This window comes from Vibrio cortegadensis (assembly GCF_024347395.1).
In the GTDB taxonomy this organism is placed as follows: Bacteria; Pseudomonadota; Gammaproteobacteria; order Enterobacterales; family Vibrionaceae; genus Vibrio; species Vibrio cortegadensis.
Genome location: NZ_AP025472.1, coordinates 1444157 through 1457601 on the forward strand (window position 1 = coordinate 1444157; position 13445 = coordinate 1457601).

A 13445-nucleotide genomic window follows, 5' to 3' on the forward strand; every position below is an offset into this window, starting at 1 on the left:
ATATGTTAATTAAACATTCTCTTAGGCACTAGTTCGCCTAAGTGAAATCGTAGTTCTCTAAAGGAGTAGAGCATGACCACTTCATTTAACCCACTAGGTACCGATGGTTTTGAATTTGTAGAATATACTGCGGCGGATCCTGAAGGGATTGCCAAGCTTAAAGCACTGTTTTTATCTCTTGGTTTTGCTGAAATAGCCAAGCATCGTTCTAAAGAGGCGTGGTTATATCGTCAGGGTGACATTAGCTTTATCGTCAATGCTCAACCGCATAGCCAAGCTGAAGCATTTTCTACCATTCATGGGCCATCTGTTTGTGGCATGGCTTTTCGAGTTTCTGATGCTGGCGCTGCGTATCAGCATGCTGTCGGAAATGGAGGCAGGCCTTACAAAACTGAAATTGGCCCAATGGAGCTAAGCATCCCTGCTATTTATGGCATTGGCGATAGTTTGATCTACTTTGTTGATCGCTACGGAAGCCAAAACATTTATGACGTTGATTTCAAATTCTATGACGATGCTGAACTGCGTTTACAGACTCAAGGGGTCGGTTTACTTGATATCGATCACTTAACTCATAATGTTAAGCAAGGGCATATGGACGTGTGGTCTGGATTTTATGAGCGTATTGGTAATTTCAGAGAGATCCGTTATTTCGACATTGAAGGCAAACTCACTGGGCTAGTAAGCCGAGCGATGACCGCTCCGTGTGGAAAAATTCGAATTCCAATTAATGAATCTTCAGATGATAAATCACAAATCGAAGAGTTTATACGTGAATATAAAGGTGAAGGCATTCAACACATCGCATTGTCAACGGATGATATTTACCAGACCGTCAGAACGTTACGTGAGCGTGGGATGGATTTCATGCCGACGCCAGACACTTACTATGCCAAAGTGAATGAACGGGTCGAGGGTCATAATGAAAATCTTCAAGATCTTAAAGATTTGCGCGTGCTGATTGATGGTGCCCCGATGAAAGATGGCATCCTATTGCAGATCTTTACTCAGACCGTCATTGGGCCCGTATTTTTTGAGATCATTCAGCGCAAGGGCAATGAAGGATTTGGTGAAGGTAACTTCAAGGCGCTGTTTGAATCTATCGAAGAAGATCAAATTCGTCGAGGAGTACTAGATAATGCATAAATGGATCACATTTCCTCATCGGGAGGGAGTGTGCTCTAAGCAAGCACATGCCGACTTCCCAAGCGAGGCTATCTACGAAAGGGAAGCGGGGCGCGGAGGTTTCTTCGGTCCTGCGGCACACTTCCATCATCAACATGCTCCTACGGGATGGAGTGAATGGGAAGGTGAGTTAAGGCCACGTGCATTTGACTGCAACCTTATTGACGAGTCAGAACAAGCGAGTCCGTGGTCTGCTCCTCATATTCTGCATAATAGCAGCTGTAAAATTCGAACTTGGAAAATCAGTAACACGATGGATTTCCTAGTACGAAATGCTGATGGTGATGACTTACTGTTTATTCATGCGGGTAAGGCAGATATGTTCTGTGATTATGGACATATTCAGATTTCTGAAGGGGATTATGTTTTGATCCCTCGCTCGACCTCTTGGCGCTTGGAAGTGAAGGAGCCTCTATTCATCTTGATGATTGAAAGCACCGATGGCTCCTATTCGCTACCTGAGAAAGGGATGGTTGGTCATCATGCCGTATTTGACCCTGCTATTCTCGAAGTGCCATCCATTAATGATCAATTCAAAGCTCAATACTCAGAGAATACGACCAAAGTTCATATAAAACGCCATGAAAAAAAGAGTGTGATTACCTATCCGTTTAACCCACTTGATGCTGTGGGCTGGCACGGTGATTTGGCGGTAGTCAAACTGAATTGGCGTGATATTCGTCCTTTAATGTCCCACAGATATCATTTGCCACCTTCCGCTCATACCACTTTTGTTGGGAAAGATTTTGTGGTTTGCACTTTTGTGCCTCGTCCCATTGAGAGCGATCCCGGAGCATTGAAAGTTCCGTTCTATCACAACAATGACGATTATGATGAGGTGCTGTTTTATCACGCGGGTGATTTCTTTAGCCGAGACAACATCGAAGCGGGGATGGTGACCTTTCACCCGGCAGGATTTACCCACGGGCCTCACCCCAAAGCATTTAAAGCCGGATTAGAACATAAGAAAAAGTTTACCGATGAAGTCGCGGTGATGATCGATACTCGACAAGCATTGGAATTTGGCGATGCAGCAAAAAAAGCAGAGAACAAGCAGTATGTTTATAGCTGGCGTTAATGGAGGGAGAAAATGAAATTAGCCACACTCAAAGATGAAACAAGAGACGGTGCATTAGTCATTGTAAGCAAAGATTTAACCAAGTGCATTGCGCCCACTCATATTGCTCAAACCTTACAATATGCACTGGATAACTGGGATAAGGTTTACTCACAGCTAGACGAGTTTTATCAAGCTCTGAACAAGGGTGAGTTATCTGATGCTGTGGAGTTTATTCAGTCACAGTGTGAGTCACCGCTGCCAAGAGCTTACCAATGGGCCGATGGCTCAGCATACGTCAATCACGTCGAGTTAGTACGAAAGGCTCGCGGAGCTGAAATGCCACCAAGTTTTTGGACGGACCCACTAATGTACCAAGGTGGATCGGACTCCTTTATTGGTCCTCAAGATGATATTCCAGTGGAAAGCGAACAGTGGGGAATAGATTTTGAAGCGGAAGTCGCTGTGATTACTAGTGACGTCCCAATGGGCGCTTCCATCAAACAAGCAAAAGAGAGTATCCGTTTAGTGATGTTGGTGAATGATGTATCGCTACGTGGATTAATCCCTGCTGAATTAGGCAAAGGTTTTGGCTTCTTTCAATCAAAACCATCATCGGCATTTTCACCTGTAGCTCTGACTCCCGATGAATTAGGGCAGGCATGGGATGGTGGGAAATTATCGTTGCCATTGGAGTCCACATTCAATGGCAATTTATTTGGATGCCCTAATGCTGGCACCGATATGACGTTTGAATTTCCTGACTTGATCGTTCATGCCGCACGCTCTCGTCCCTTAGCAAGTGGAGCGATTATTGGTTCTGGTACGGTTTCAAATAAGCAGGGGACTCAGTATGGAACATCCATTTCTGAAGGTGGTGTTGGATATTCATGTATCGCTGAAGTGAGGATGATAGAGACTATTCGTGATGGGCAAGCGAGTACTGAATTCATGAAGTTTGGAGACAGTATAAAGATGGAGATGCATGACTCTGAAGGGAATAACTTGTTTGGTACGATCGAGCAGACCATCGTTCGTCATGATAAACCGTCTTAATGTGAACTTACTTTATATAAACTTAAGCTAGGGAATACCGCCGATATGAACAATAAAGACAATACGACGATAATGCTTTATAGCTATTGGCGATCATCGGCGGCATACCGAGTCAGAATCGCGCTGAATTTGAAACAATTAGACTATCAAACTACCCCTGTTCATCTGATTAAGAATGGGGGAGATCAGCATTCTGAGGCATTTCATGAAATGAATCCTAACGAGCTTGTTCCGGTATTAAAAGATGGCGATCTCGTTCTGAATCAATCAATGACAATTATGGATTATTTAGATGAAACCTATAGTGGTCATCCATTAATTCCTTCAAATGGTGAACAACGTTATACCGTTAAAGCGCTGGCACAAGATGTCGCCATTGATATTCACCCCATCAACAATCTGCGAGTACTTCAATATCTTGAGCAAGAGTGCGAAATGACAGCAGAGCACAAGCAGAGCTGGTACAAACATTGGATTGGCATTGGGTTTGAAGCGTTCGAAACCAAACTTAAACACTCCTCTGGTTTGTATTGCGTTGGTGACGAGATCACGCTCGCTGATATTTGTCTTGTACCTCAAGTGTATAACGCAATACGTTTTGGGGTTGATATGACGCCATTTCCTACCATTGAAAGCATCTATGAACGATGTAATCAGCAAGCGGCATTCATTGATGCCATGCCTGAAAATCAAATTGATGCTGAATAAGTAAGAGGTAGAAATAACGATTACGGCAAAGCGAGTTGCTGAGTAAAGCGAATCGCGGTAAAGCTTAAAGATATCGTACTGACCCCGCTAGACGAATTTTATAATCACTCCTACATTATTAATGATAATAATATAAATATATTTGGAGTGATTATGTTACTCATATCAAGATTAACGCTGATTATTGGCGTATTAAATGCCCTGATTTTAAGGGTGTTGAGCGTAAAAAAATGGCTTTTTAGTACGCTACTTTTCAGTGTTACGTTTGCCAATGCGGCTTCATTATCTTCTTTAAACTATCTAACTGAAGAGTATCCCCCTTACAACTTTAGTGAAGATGGCGTGGTAAAAGGAATATCAGTCGACCTGTTAATTGAAGCGGCGCATCACTCTGGGGTCGTGTTAAACAATAAGGACATTACGATTCAACCTTGGGCGAGAGCGTATCGTGATGCACTTGTGAAGCCGAATGTGGCACTGTTTTCGATGACAAGAACGCCCAGTAGGGAAACATTGTTTAAGTGGGTTGGCCCAATAAGTAAAACGAGAGTTGTGGTATTGGCTAAAAAGTCGAATGAAATTGTAATTAATGAAAGCTTGGATTTAGCACAGTTTAAAATAGGCGTGATACGAGATGACGTAGGAGAACAATTGCTGATCAGTCATGGGATCCCAAGAGATTCGATGCAAGAGAGCTCTTATGCTGTGACGTTGGCAGAACAGTTACATAAAGGGCGGATTGATTTATGGGCATATGAAGAGAATGTAGCAAAATGGTGGATTCAAGTGAGTGGCTACAAAGCGAGTGATTTTGAACCCGTCTATATTTTACAAGAAGGTGAGTTATTTTATGCCTTCAATACACATATTGATGATGACACTATCGATTCATTGCAAGCGGGTTTAGACGCTTTAAAGTCAGTACATAATGAAGATGATGTCAGCCACTATCAAACCATTTTGAACCGCTATCAATAGCTACGTAATCAATCCGTTTCTCACTAAACTACGACGCACATTTTTGCATAACTTACCGAACTGTCTAATTTCCGTCATATTGGGCAGTTCTTCACGTTGAAGTTGAGCCTCCCAGTACAATACATCACTTTCCACCAGCTCAATTAACTTGCGTGGGCAACCGACACAAGTATCCCCACAGATCTGAGCTTCAGGTGCATCAAATGGAAAATCGGCTCTTACCGCAGTAATAATGTTAAGCATTGCTGTTTTGCGATCGGGTTTCTGAGTAAGTGCGGTGTTCTGAGTCATGTAAAACTTGCCTAAACGAATGGGAGCGCGATTTTATCTCAATTGAGAAGACAATCAATAAAAAGGTTTTTAAAAATAAGGAGAAAGGCTAGGGGAAGATCTAGCCGCTTTATTGCAAATAAAAAGGAGCAGAAGCCCCTCAGTAATTTTGGCTCAGAGTATCTGAAAATTAGATCATTTGAGACATACTTTCGAGCATATCAATTAGCTCAGTTTCTGTTGAAGGCTCTTTTGCTAGCTCTACTGTTGCTGAAGCACCACCTTTAAGCATGTAAGCTCTGGTTCCACAGTGATCATAATGAAACCACTTACCATTTACGCACACATCCGTATAGCATCTCGGGTCTTGTTTTAGTTCCATATTGCCACCTATTAATTACATTTGCTTAACACTTTTAACCATAATGCATCTGCAAAACATCAAAAATGATCTAGATCAACAATAAAGACCTTGGCTAATTGATGAGATATAATTCTTTGTTATTTAAGGATAATTTTAAATGAAGTTGATGGTATAGCATTGAAGCCATTTTCGATGAGAAGCCGATATTCATTTTTATCTCACGTTAGCAAACTCTAGGAGGTGGTTTCTGAGCTATGTTTGGATCATCTCAAACCCAAGTATTATTGGCTCTCAAGAGTTTCTTCTTGCCAATACGTACGTTTAAACATACGCTTAGATAACATAAAATCTCGATTAAGCTTTTGTTTTACAAGCAGTGTTGGATCATGACTAATATATTTATAATTGTTGCTGTACTTGTTTTGTTTTTTATCATCATTCAGAAATATGTCGTGAAGTCGGATGATACAAAAGATCATAATTATCAAAAGAAAAGTAACCTTCTTAATATGCAGGAAGGGGCCTTTTATAACGCCTTAAAATCAGCCGTTGGTGAGCATGGTGCCGTGTTTGCTAAGGTCAATATGTCTAGTGTTGTGACGCCAGCAAAAGCCCGAAATAAGAAAGATTGGTTTATCGCAAACAACAAAATTTCACGTAGCTACTTTGACTTTGTTGTGTGTGATCCTCGTTCAATGGAAATTCGAGTCGTCATCGCGTTAGATAATGGCAAAGAGCTTAATAAAGGCAAAGCCGAACGCGAAAAGTTATTGATGCATGTCTGTAAGACAGCAAACATTCCTTTGATTGGGGCGTCTGTTCGCCATAGCTATCAAGTGAGTCGGTTGAAGAGATTGCTGGCCGCGCATATTGATCTAATTGAACCCGAAAAAGAGGTTCGTTTTTGTCGAAAATGTGGCAGCCCAATGATCATTAAAGTGGCAAGCCAAGGCGAATTTAAAGGACGCCGCTTCTTCACTTGTAGTCGTCAGCCAAATTGTACCTATACTGAAAACTACAATGTTGTGTTTGAAATGGATAGCGAAGAATAAGTCACTCATTTCTTTATTTACAGCTTAAAACGCTACAATCCAAACCGCTAGTCTCAAACAGCTATACTCGAACAGCTATGATTCGAATAACTACTACTCAAAACCGGCAATTCAAAAGCTTTCGGCCATTGCGCCATCATCTATGTGGCGCAGTATGTTCATTCATCCTCGCAATATTCATTCATCTTCGTAACTAAGAAACCTGAGTCACTTTCTCTTTTTACATCTATAGTTTAATGGTCATCCTAAAGTTTATGGCTTCCGCTTCGTACTACTACGATCAATGGCTGGCTCAAGTAAAGTCTGAGGCTAAAGATTAGAAGTAAGAGCGTCGAGGTCATAGAATGAAACTACTTTAGTTGTGATATCTTCCGATAACAGTAAAGGAGAGGCTATGCGATGGATTGGGAGTGCTGCTTTATTGTTTAGTTGTTCTGTGTTCGCAGAACAGTCATCACTCACGTTAGCGTTACCGTCACAAAAAGATGGTGGTCATGCTTACTTTCATGATCTTCTCACTCAAGCTCTGAATGATGTTGACGTCCAATTAAATATCATCACTCCTGATAAACATATCCCCCAAAAACGTGCGGTAAAAATGGTTAGGAAAAATCAGCTCTCATTAATGTGGTTGATTCAAACAGATAGACGAGATGCTCAACTGACCCCTGTAAGAGTCCCACTGACGTCAGGTCTTATCGGTAAGCGCGTATTACTCATTCCTAAAGGGGCGCAAGAGGCCTACGAACATATTTATGACCTTAAAGATTTACAGCGTTCTGGTTTAATTGCAGGTCTAGGTATTAATTGGTTTGATGTTGAAGTGTGGCATCAAAATCAACTCAATGTTTTCTTGCAAGATGGAGAGTGGCGAAACCTATATGGTTCTCTATCTGTTGACGGAGAAGTGAACTATTTTCCAAGAGGCGTAAATGAAGTAGTAGGAGAAGCCAAATTTAATCCCGCACTCGATATCGAACAGTATTTGTTACTTGAGTATCACCGAGATTTTCAATTCTATCTGAGTGAAGGGGCCTCAGTGCATAGAGAGCTTATTGAAAAAGCCTTAGTGCGAGCTAAAGAAACAGGTTTGATGAATGCTTTGATAGAAAAACATTGGAGCGATGACTTCGATGCTCTCAATCTAGATTCTCGTCGTATCATCCCACTTTCATCAGATAGCCCAGTCAGCCGTCAATAATCGAGTCAGTAACGCGAATAATTGATCGATTTATTGAGATCATATTGCTATCTGTAAACCTCAAGATTAGAATGCGAACCATTTTTATTACGATGTGGTTTAATTATGTCTTCTATCTTGGTTGTCGATGACGATGTACAACTGTGTGAATTACTCACCGAAGTCTTAATCGAAGAAGGTTATGATGTCAGCTCTGTTCATTGTGGTGAGAGCGCACTAGAGTTCATTCAATCTCATCCCGTTGATCTGGTTCTACTCGATGTCATGCTACCAAACCTGAACGGCCTGCAAGTCGCGCGAAGAATTTGCCAACGCTTTGCTACTCCGATTTTAATGTTAACCGCGCTGAACGATGAAGCGTCAATGCTCGATGGTTACCAAGCCGGAGCTGATCAATACATTGCAAAACCATTCAAAGTGCCTGAGCTGCTCACTCGAATCAAAGTGATTTTGCGTCGAGTCGGTTTAGAGCGCCAGAGGCAGAGCCTGAGTTCAGTACCGTCGAAAATTGCGGATCAACTCGCTCGTATTCCATTAACGGGCACTGAATCAGAATTATTGGATTATCTCATCAATAACAGTGGCGTCATTGTTTCAAAAGCGGATCTACAAAAAAATGTATTAAAGAAAGAGTTGAGCCCGTTCGATCGAAATTTAGATATGCATATCAGCAACATTCGACGCAAGATAGTTCAAGCGGGTTTATCTAAGCAGCACATTAAAACCATCAGAGGAAGGGGTTATAGCTACTTAGAGGTGGCTGGCTCATGACATTAAGTGGTATGGCATTAACACTTAAGCAGCATCGTTCAGGTTTAGCGTTTAAATTATTTGGCTACTTAGCGGCAATACTGATATCGATCTTAGTGGTTCAAACGCTTGCAGAGAAAGCTCTAGTGAAAGCATTGCTAAAAATTCCTGCAGAAGTAAAACGCGATATGCAGGATTTGGCCTATCAAGCGAACATACTTATCAATGAAGGCGATATGGATGAGTTAGCGGATTGGGCGAATGCACAGCCCTATTATCTGTTTATTATTGATGACAATAAACGTCCGATTACTCATCGAAGTATGCACCCGCATTTTGAATTCAAGCTTCGCTATTTGCGTACGATCGATGTTCAGTTGGACGATAGAGTCAACCGTCCTTTGATCGGCCTACCGCTTGAAAATGGAAATACGTTGGTTATCCAGTTGCCTCATCAAGTTCATCCAGCCAAAAATTTTGTCTACTATTTTACCTTAATCAAAGTAGTGATCGCTTTTGTGATTCTGACTCTGTTTACCGGTATCATGCTGCGCTTTCTTCAGCAACCGCTCGATAGGTTAAGAGAGGCGAGCCGTCGGTTATCCCAAGGTGACTTTTCCGTTAGTGTGGTTAATGAGCTGAACTCTAAAACCACAGAATTCCACGAGCTTGCCACTGATTTTGATCACATGACGCAGAAGATACACTCATTAGCGGAAAAACAGCGAAGACTCATTAGAGATGTGTCCCATGAACTTCGCACACCGTTGGCTAGGCAAAATTTGGCGTTACACTTGTTACGTAAGAAATCACAAGACAGCGAGCAGCATTTAATCACTCGGTTAGAGACTGAAATTAACGAGATGGATGATCTGATAGGGGAGATCTTACAGTTCAGCCGCTTGGAGAATTCGCAATACGATGCGGAATACCTACCGTTACAACTTGAAAGCTATTGTGAAATTCAAGCCAGTCAAAGCAAAATGGAGTTAATTGGGAATCAACAGATCCAGACTCACTTGAATAACCAAACACCAATGATCAACGCCGATGCCCGTCTGTTACTGCGAATATTAAAAAACTTGATTGGAAATGCGATTAAATATGCAGGACAAGATGCGGTGATTCAAGTGTCGGTGAGTAATGCTTTTACTGCTGACAAAAGTAAGCTTCAAACTGGCATGCAAAATTTTGTGGTTGTGACGGTCGAGGATGACGGACCTGGTATTCCTAAGCATCAATTAAAGTCTATTTTTGATCCATTCACTCGCCTTGAGTCTGCGAGAGATAAGCAGTCAGGAGGTTATGGTTTAGGCTTAGCGATTGTGAAAGAGGCAATGAACTTAATGGACGGTAAGATCGTGGCAGAAAATAGTGAAATCACAGGTGGTTTAAAAATCAGTCTCTATTTTAAGTATTCTCATTAATATCTGTTTTTGCTGCCTCAGCAATCCTTTACATAAATTTACAAACGCAAAGAATGTAAATTTAATGCAAATAATAATAATTATCACTTATATTCACCTCCGAAATCAAACAAGGACACCGGCAACGGTTGAAACAGAGCTCAAATAGAGGCTCACCTAAAATATTCGGAGTGTAGGATGACATTTTCAAAGAGCCATTTGGCATTAATAATCGGCGCGGTTCTCGCAGCACCAAGTGGTGTAGCAAGTACAGAAGTAACAAAGACAGACGTTGATGAAAAGCTAGTGGTTACAGGACACGATTACGGCTACAAAGCTGATACGAACTCTACTGCAATGCGCATGGAGATGACTCAGTTAGAAACGCCAGGACAAGTTAGTGTCATTGACGAACAAGTTATTGATGAACAACGCGCGAGTACGTTAGGTGAAGTCCTTAAAAATGATGCTTCAATTTCAGCGGGTTCAAAATCAACCAACCGCGAGCGTTTTAACTTACGTGGTTTCTCATTAGATAGTGGCGCAAGCTACTTGCGTGACGGTGTACAACACTGGTCTCACTACCGCCAGCCAGTTGAATTGCTTGAACGTGTAGAAGTATTAAAAGGCCCTGCAGGTCTACTGTATGGTGAATCGACTCCGGGTGGCTTAGTCAATATGATTGCTAAGAAACCAACGTATGAAACTCAAGTGAATGTGAGCCAAGACATCGGTTCAGACAATTACACACGAACGGTTGCAGATGTAAGTGGTTCACTCAATGAAGATCAGACATTGCGTGCTCGTGTGATTGTATCTCAAGAAAACCAGGACTCATGGCGTACACGTTTTGACGGAACTGATGTTGAAACTGAGCGTTTCGTCGGTGGTCTATTTGTTGATTACGACATTAATGAAGATACGATGCTATCTGTTCATTACGATCGTACTCAAGAGCTTGGAGACTTAGACAATGGCTCAAAAATTGATACCACAACAGGTAAGGTGATTGACCCTTCAATCGTAAATGATCAACGTTTTGCTCGTACTGATAATGATGTTGCCAACTATGGTGCCGCCATTACAGCAAACTTAAATGATCAATGGTCAGTTAAGAGTGGAATCAGCCGTCAGTTTTATGAGCGCCAACGAACAGAATCGAACAACTCCGTCCGTGGTGCGGGCAATAATCAATTCGGTTACAAGGTATCAGATCGACATGATGAGTGGACATTCGATACCGCTTATGTTGATTTCACCGGTGATTTTGATGCACTAGGTGTGAATCACCGATTACTTGTGGGTGCAAACGGTCTTCACTACGATTACAAGCGTTTGTACGAAGCCGGGTATACCTGTGTTAACGGAACAGAAGCGGAAGCGATCAACGAGTGTGGCAATGGTTTCGATAAACCATCAGACATCAGCTACCGCAACGATACAACAGAATCGCACTCTCAAAGCAAACATTATGGTGTTTACGTTCAGGATCTAGTCAGCTTTAATGATCAATGGCAAGTTCTAGCGGGTGTCCGTTTTGCGCATGACAAAACAGAAAGCAGCAGCGGCAAAAAAGAGAGTTACAACAATGTTCTTCCAAAGCTTGGATTAATATACTCTCCAGCTGAAAATGGGTCTATCTACGCGGTTTACTCAGAAAGTTTTCAGCCTGTTGGTGAAATCACTAACCAAGATGATGTGAATTTTGGTGATAGCCAAGATGCAAAAAAAGGCACGCTTTACGAGGTAGGTTCAAAATGGGATCTGTTTGATGAACGCCTGTTTGTTTCTGGTGCGCTGTTCCAAATCACTCAATCGAACATGCAAGTGACGGAAGATTTTGATACCCCAATCAATGGAAAAGACCAGATCACGACGCAAGTTGGTGAACAAGTACATACTGGTGTTGAACTCTCGGCAACAGGTTTCGTTATGGATTCTTTGTCGGTAAGCGCATCAACGATGTTCTTAGATGCTGAATACAAAAATGATCCTGACTTGAATGGTAAGACGCCTGCTGATGTTCCTGAATTTACAGCAAGTATTTGGTCAACTTATGCGTTCAATAATGGCACAGACGTGAACTTAGGTGTTTACCACGTAGGTGAGCGCTACACGGAAAGCGCTAACACCTTTAAGAAAGATGCGTATACTCGTGTCGACATGGGTGTTTCACATACCGTTAAGTACGATGAAAATCTTGATTTCGTTGCTCGATTTAACGTTGAAAACCTATTTGATACCGACTACCTAGAAGGCGGTAGCACAAGTGGTGTCGTTGTCGGTGAAGGTCGCAACTACATGGCAACGTTACAAGTTAAATACTGATAATGGGGTTTAGCCATTTAGTGCAGTAAAATACTAATTGAGGGGAAAGGTCATACTTTCCCTTTCTTAGGTTATAAATTTTGCAAGAGTTTACATCATCATGCAAAATGGATGGTATTGATAATGGGTATTGTTATCAATAGGTTTGAGCAGTACTCATTAGCCAATGAACATCGTTATAGATTAACGTCTGTTTGGTTCTCTTTTCACACAATTGACTACAACTATGAATCATTTTAAAACCAGTTTAATGCTTATCATCGCCGCGAGTGTTACCCCCGTACAAGCGAACAGTTTGGATACGGCGCGTTCTATTGAAAGTAAAACAAATGCCGCTTCTGCTATCAGCCAGAAAAAGATCGATCAAAGTGCTCAAATGACACTGAATTTAAAAGCTGAAATAGAACAACTTCAAGAAGAGGTTGATAACCTTGAGGTGTACCGAAATCATCTATCAGCCTTGGTCGATAACCAGAACCAAGAAGCGGACAGTTTGAATGTTCAAATTGAAGAGATTAAGCATACACGTCAGGGCGTGGTGCCATTGATGTATAAAATGATTGATGGTCTAGAACAGATTATTACAAACGATAGGCCGATTAAGCCGGAGTTACGCATAGAGCGGCTCACTAAGCTCAAAACCATGATGAGTCGAGCGAATGTGAGTGATGCTGAAAAATATCGTCGAATCTTAGAAGCCTACCAAATTGAAATGGACTACGGCACCAAATTAGGCAGCTACCAAGGGCAGGTTATGCTCGCGTCTAAGCAAGTGATTGATGCCGACATTCTCTATTTAGGTCGTGTTTCGCTGGTGGCCCGCAACCTTAAAGGCGATCAATTTTGGGCTTGGGATCAAACAGAAAAGCAGTGGCAACTTCTCGACGCATCGGTTAATAGCGATTTAGACAAAGCGTATGATATCGCTTCAAAACAGGCGGCTCCAAGTCTGATTACGCTGCCAGTGTCTGTATCGAATGCTCAACAGCTAAATTTGCATACCTCCTCTCGTTCGCAAGCTAATATGATAAAAAACCAAGCCAACATGATAAAAACCAATGTGACAGCAAGTAATTCGGAGATAAATTAA

At 41.8% G+C, this 13445-nt stretch carries 13 protein-coding genes; 11 read left to right on the forward strand and 2 right to left on the reverse strand.

All coding sequences use genetic code 11. From position 1 onward, the window contains the following. Positions 1–72 precede the first annotated feature (72 nt). From hppD to OCV39_RS06975, 5 genes are all read left to right on the forward strand, one after another. Complete coding sequence (gene hppD, locus OCV39_RS06955) at positions 73–1146, forward strand: 4-hydroxyphenylpyruvate dioxygenase (protein ID WP_017052276.1); 1074 nt, start codon at positions 73–75, stop codon at positions 1144–1146. Beyond that, positions 1139–2263 carry a homogentisate 1,2-dioxygenase gene (locus tag OCV39_RS06960; protein ID WP_261889399.1) on the forward strand — a complete coding sequence of 375 codons (1125 nt, stop codon included), beginning with the start codon at positions 1139–1141 and terminating at the stop codon, positions 2261–2263. Before hppD ends, OCV39_RS06960 begins: the two co-directional genes overlap by 8 nt. Before the next feature lie 12 nt (positions 2264–2275). After that, positions 2276–3298, forward strand: a complete 1023-nt coding sequence (locus OCV39_RS06965) for a fumarylacetoacetate hydrolase family protein (protein WP_261889400.1) — start codon at positions 2276–2278, stop codon at positions 3296–3298. A 45-nt stretch (positions 3299–3343) separates the two neighbouring features. Next, a complete protein-coding gene (gene maiA / locus OCV39_RS06970; protein ID WP_261889401.1) occupies positions 3344–4006 on the forward strand; it encodes a maleylacetoacetate isomerase in 663 nt (220 codons plus the stop codon). 153 nt (positions 4007–4159) lie between these two features. Continuing rightward, complete coding sequence (locus tag OCV39_RS06975; RefSeq protein ID WP_017052272.1) at positions 4160–4984, forward strand: substrate-binding periplasmic protein; 825 nt, start codon at positions 4160–4162, stop codon at positions 4982–4984. On the opposite strand, the gene OCV39_RS06980 is transcribed toward OCV39_RS06975, so the two are convergent. Together OCV39_RS06980 and OCV39_RS06985 are read right to left on the reverse strand one after the other, a co-directional pair. Continuing rightward, positions 4985–5275 (reverse strand): hypothetical protein, encoded by a 291-nt coding sequence (locus OCV39_RS06980; RefSeq protein ID WP_017052271.1) that lies wholly within the window; start codon positions 5273–5275, stop codon positions 4985–4987. It abuts the gene before it with no gap. Positions 5276–5444: 169 nt separating this feature from the next. Beyond that, entirely contained in the window at positions 5445–5636 is a 192-nt protein-coding gene (locus tag OCV39_RS06985; RefSeq protein WP_017052270.1) for a hypothetical protein, read from the reverse strand. A 368-nt stretch (positions 5637–6004) separates the two neighbouring features. Here OCV39_RS06985 and OCV39_RS06990 point away from each other — a divergent pair, with 368 nt between their 5' ends. The 6 genes from OCV39_RS06990 to OCV39_RS07015 all read left to right on the forward strand — a co-directional run bounded on the left by OCV39_RS06990 (position 6005) and on the right by OCV39_RS07015 (position 13445). Next, complete coding sequence (locus tag OCV39_RS06990) at positions 6005–6670, forward strand: DUF2726 domain-containing protein (protein WP_017052269.1); 666 nt, start codon at positions 6005–6007, stop codon at positions 6668–6670. Between the two features lie 394 nt (positions 6671–7064). Further along, on the forward strand, positions 7065–7871 hold the full coding sequence (locus tag OCV39_RS06995; protein WP_017052268.1) for a hypothetical protein: 807 nt from the start codon (positions 7065–7067) through the stop codon (positions 7869–7871). A 105-nt stretch (positions 7872–7976) separates the two neighbouring features. Beyond that, positions 7977–8642: a response regulator transcription factor gene (locus OCV39_RS07000; protein WP_261889402.1), complete on the forward strand. Its 666-nt coding sequence runs from the start codon at positions 7977–7979 to the stop codon at positions 8640–8642. Beyond that, entirely contained in the window at positions 8639–10048 is a 1410-nt protein-coding gene (locus OCV39_RS07005; RefSeq protein ID WP_261889403.1) for a sensor histidine kinase, read from the forward strand. Before OCV39_RS07000 ends, OCV39_RS07005 begins: the two co-directional genes overlap by 4 nt. Before the next feature lie 177 nt (positions 10049–10225). Next, complete coding sequence (locus OCV39_RS07010) at positions 10226–12355, forward strand: TonB-dependent siderophore receptor (protein ID WP_261889404.1); 2130 nt, start codon at positions 10226–10228, stop codon at positions 12353–12355. A 226-nt stretch (positions 12356–12581) separates the two neighbouring features. Further along, a complete protein-coding gene (locus OCV39_RS07015) occupies positions 12582–13445 on the forward strand; it encodes a DUF3450 domain-containing protein (protein WP_261889405.1) in 864 nt (287 codons plus the stop codon).

Bases quoted from the DNA above. Each gene is read 5' to 3' on its own strand.
- hppD (WP_017052276.1), top strand. From the start codon at position 73: ATGACCACTTCATTTAACCCACTAGGTACCGATGGTTTTGAATTTGTA.
- OCV39_RS06960 (WP_261889399.1), top strand. From the start codon at position 1,139: ATGCATAAATGGATCACATTTCCTCATCGGGAGGGAGTGTGCTCTAAG.
- OCV39_RS06965 (WP_261889400.1), top strand. From the start codon at position 2,276: ATGAAATTAGCCACACTCAAAGATGAAACAAGAGACGGTGCATTAGTC.
- maiA (WP_261889401.1), top strand. From the start codon at position 3,344: ATGAACAATAAAGACAATACGACGATAATGCTTTATAGCTATTGGCGA.
- OCV39_RS06975 (WP_017052272.1), top strand. From the start codon at position 4,160: ATGTTACTCATATCAAGATTAACGCTGATTATTGGCGTATTAAATGCC.
- OCV39_RS06980 (WP_017052271.1), bottom strand. From the start codon at position 5,275: ATGACTCAGAACACCGCACTTACTCAGAAACCCGATCGCAAAACAGCA.
- OCV39_RS06985 (WP_017052270.1), bottom strand. From the start codon at position 5,636: ATGGAACTAAAACAAGACCCGAGATGCTATACGGATGTGTGCGTAAAT.
- OCV39_RS06990 (WP_017052269.1), top strand. From the start codon at position 6,005: ATGACTAATATATTTATAATTGTTGCTGTACTTGTTTTGTTTTTTATC.
- OCV39_RS06995 (WP_017052268.1), top strand. From the start codon at position 7,065: ATGCGATGGATTGGGAGTGCTGCTTTATTGTTTAGTTGTTCTGTGTTC.
- OCV39_RS07000 (WP_261889402.1), top strand. From the start codon at position 7,977: ATGTCTTCTATCTTGGTTGTCGATGACGATGTACAACTGTGTGAATTA.
- OCV39_RS07005 (WP_261889403.1), top strand. From the start codon at position 8,639: ATGACATTAAGTGGTATGGCATTAACACTTAAGCAGCATCGTTCAGGT.
- OCV39_RS07010 (WP_261889404.1), top strand. From the start codon at position 10,226: ATGACATTTTCAAAGAGCCATTTGGCATTAATAATCGGCGCGGTTCTC.
- OCV39_RS07015 (WP_261889405.1), top strand. From the start codon at position 12,582: ATGAATCATTTTAAAACCAGTTTAATGCTTATCATCGCCGCGAGTGTT.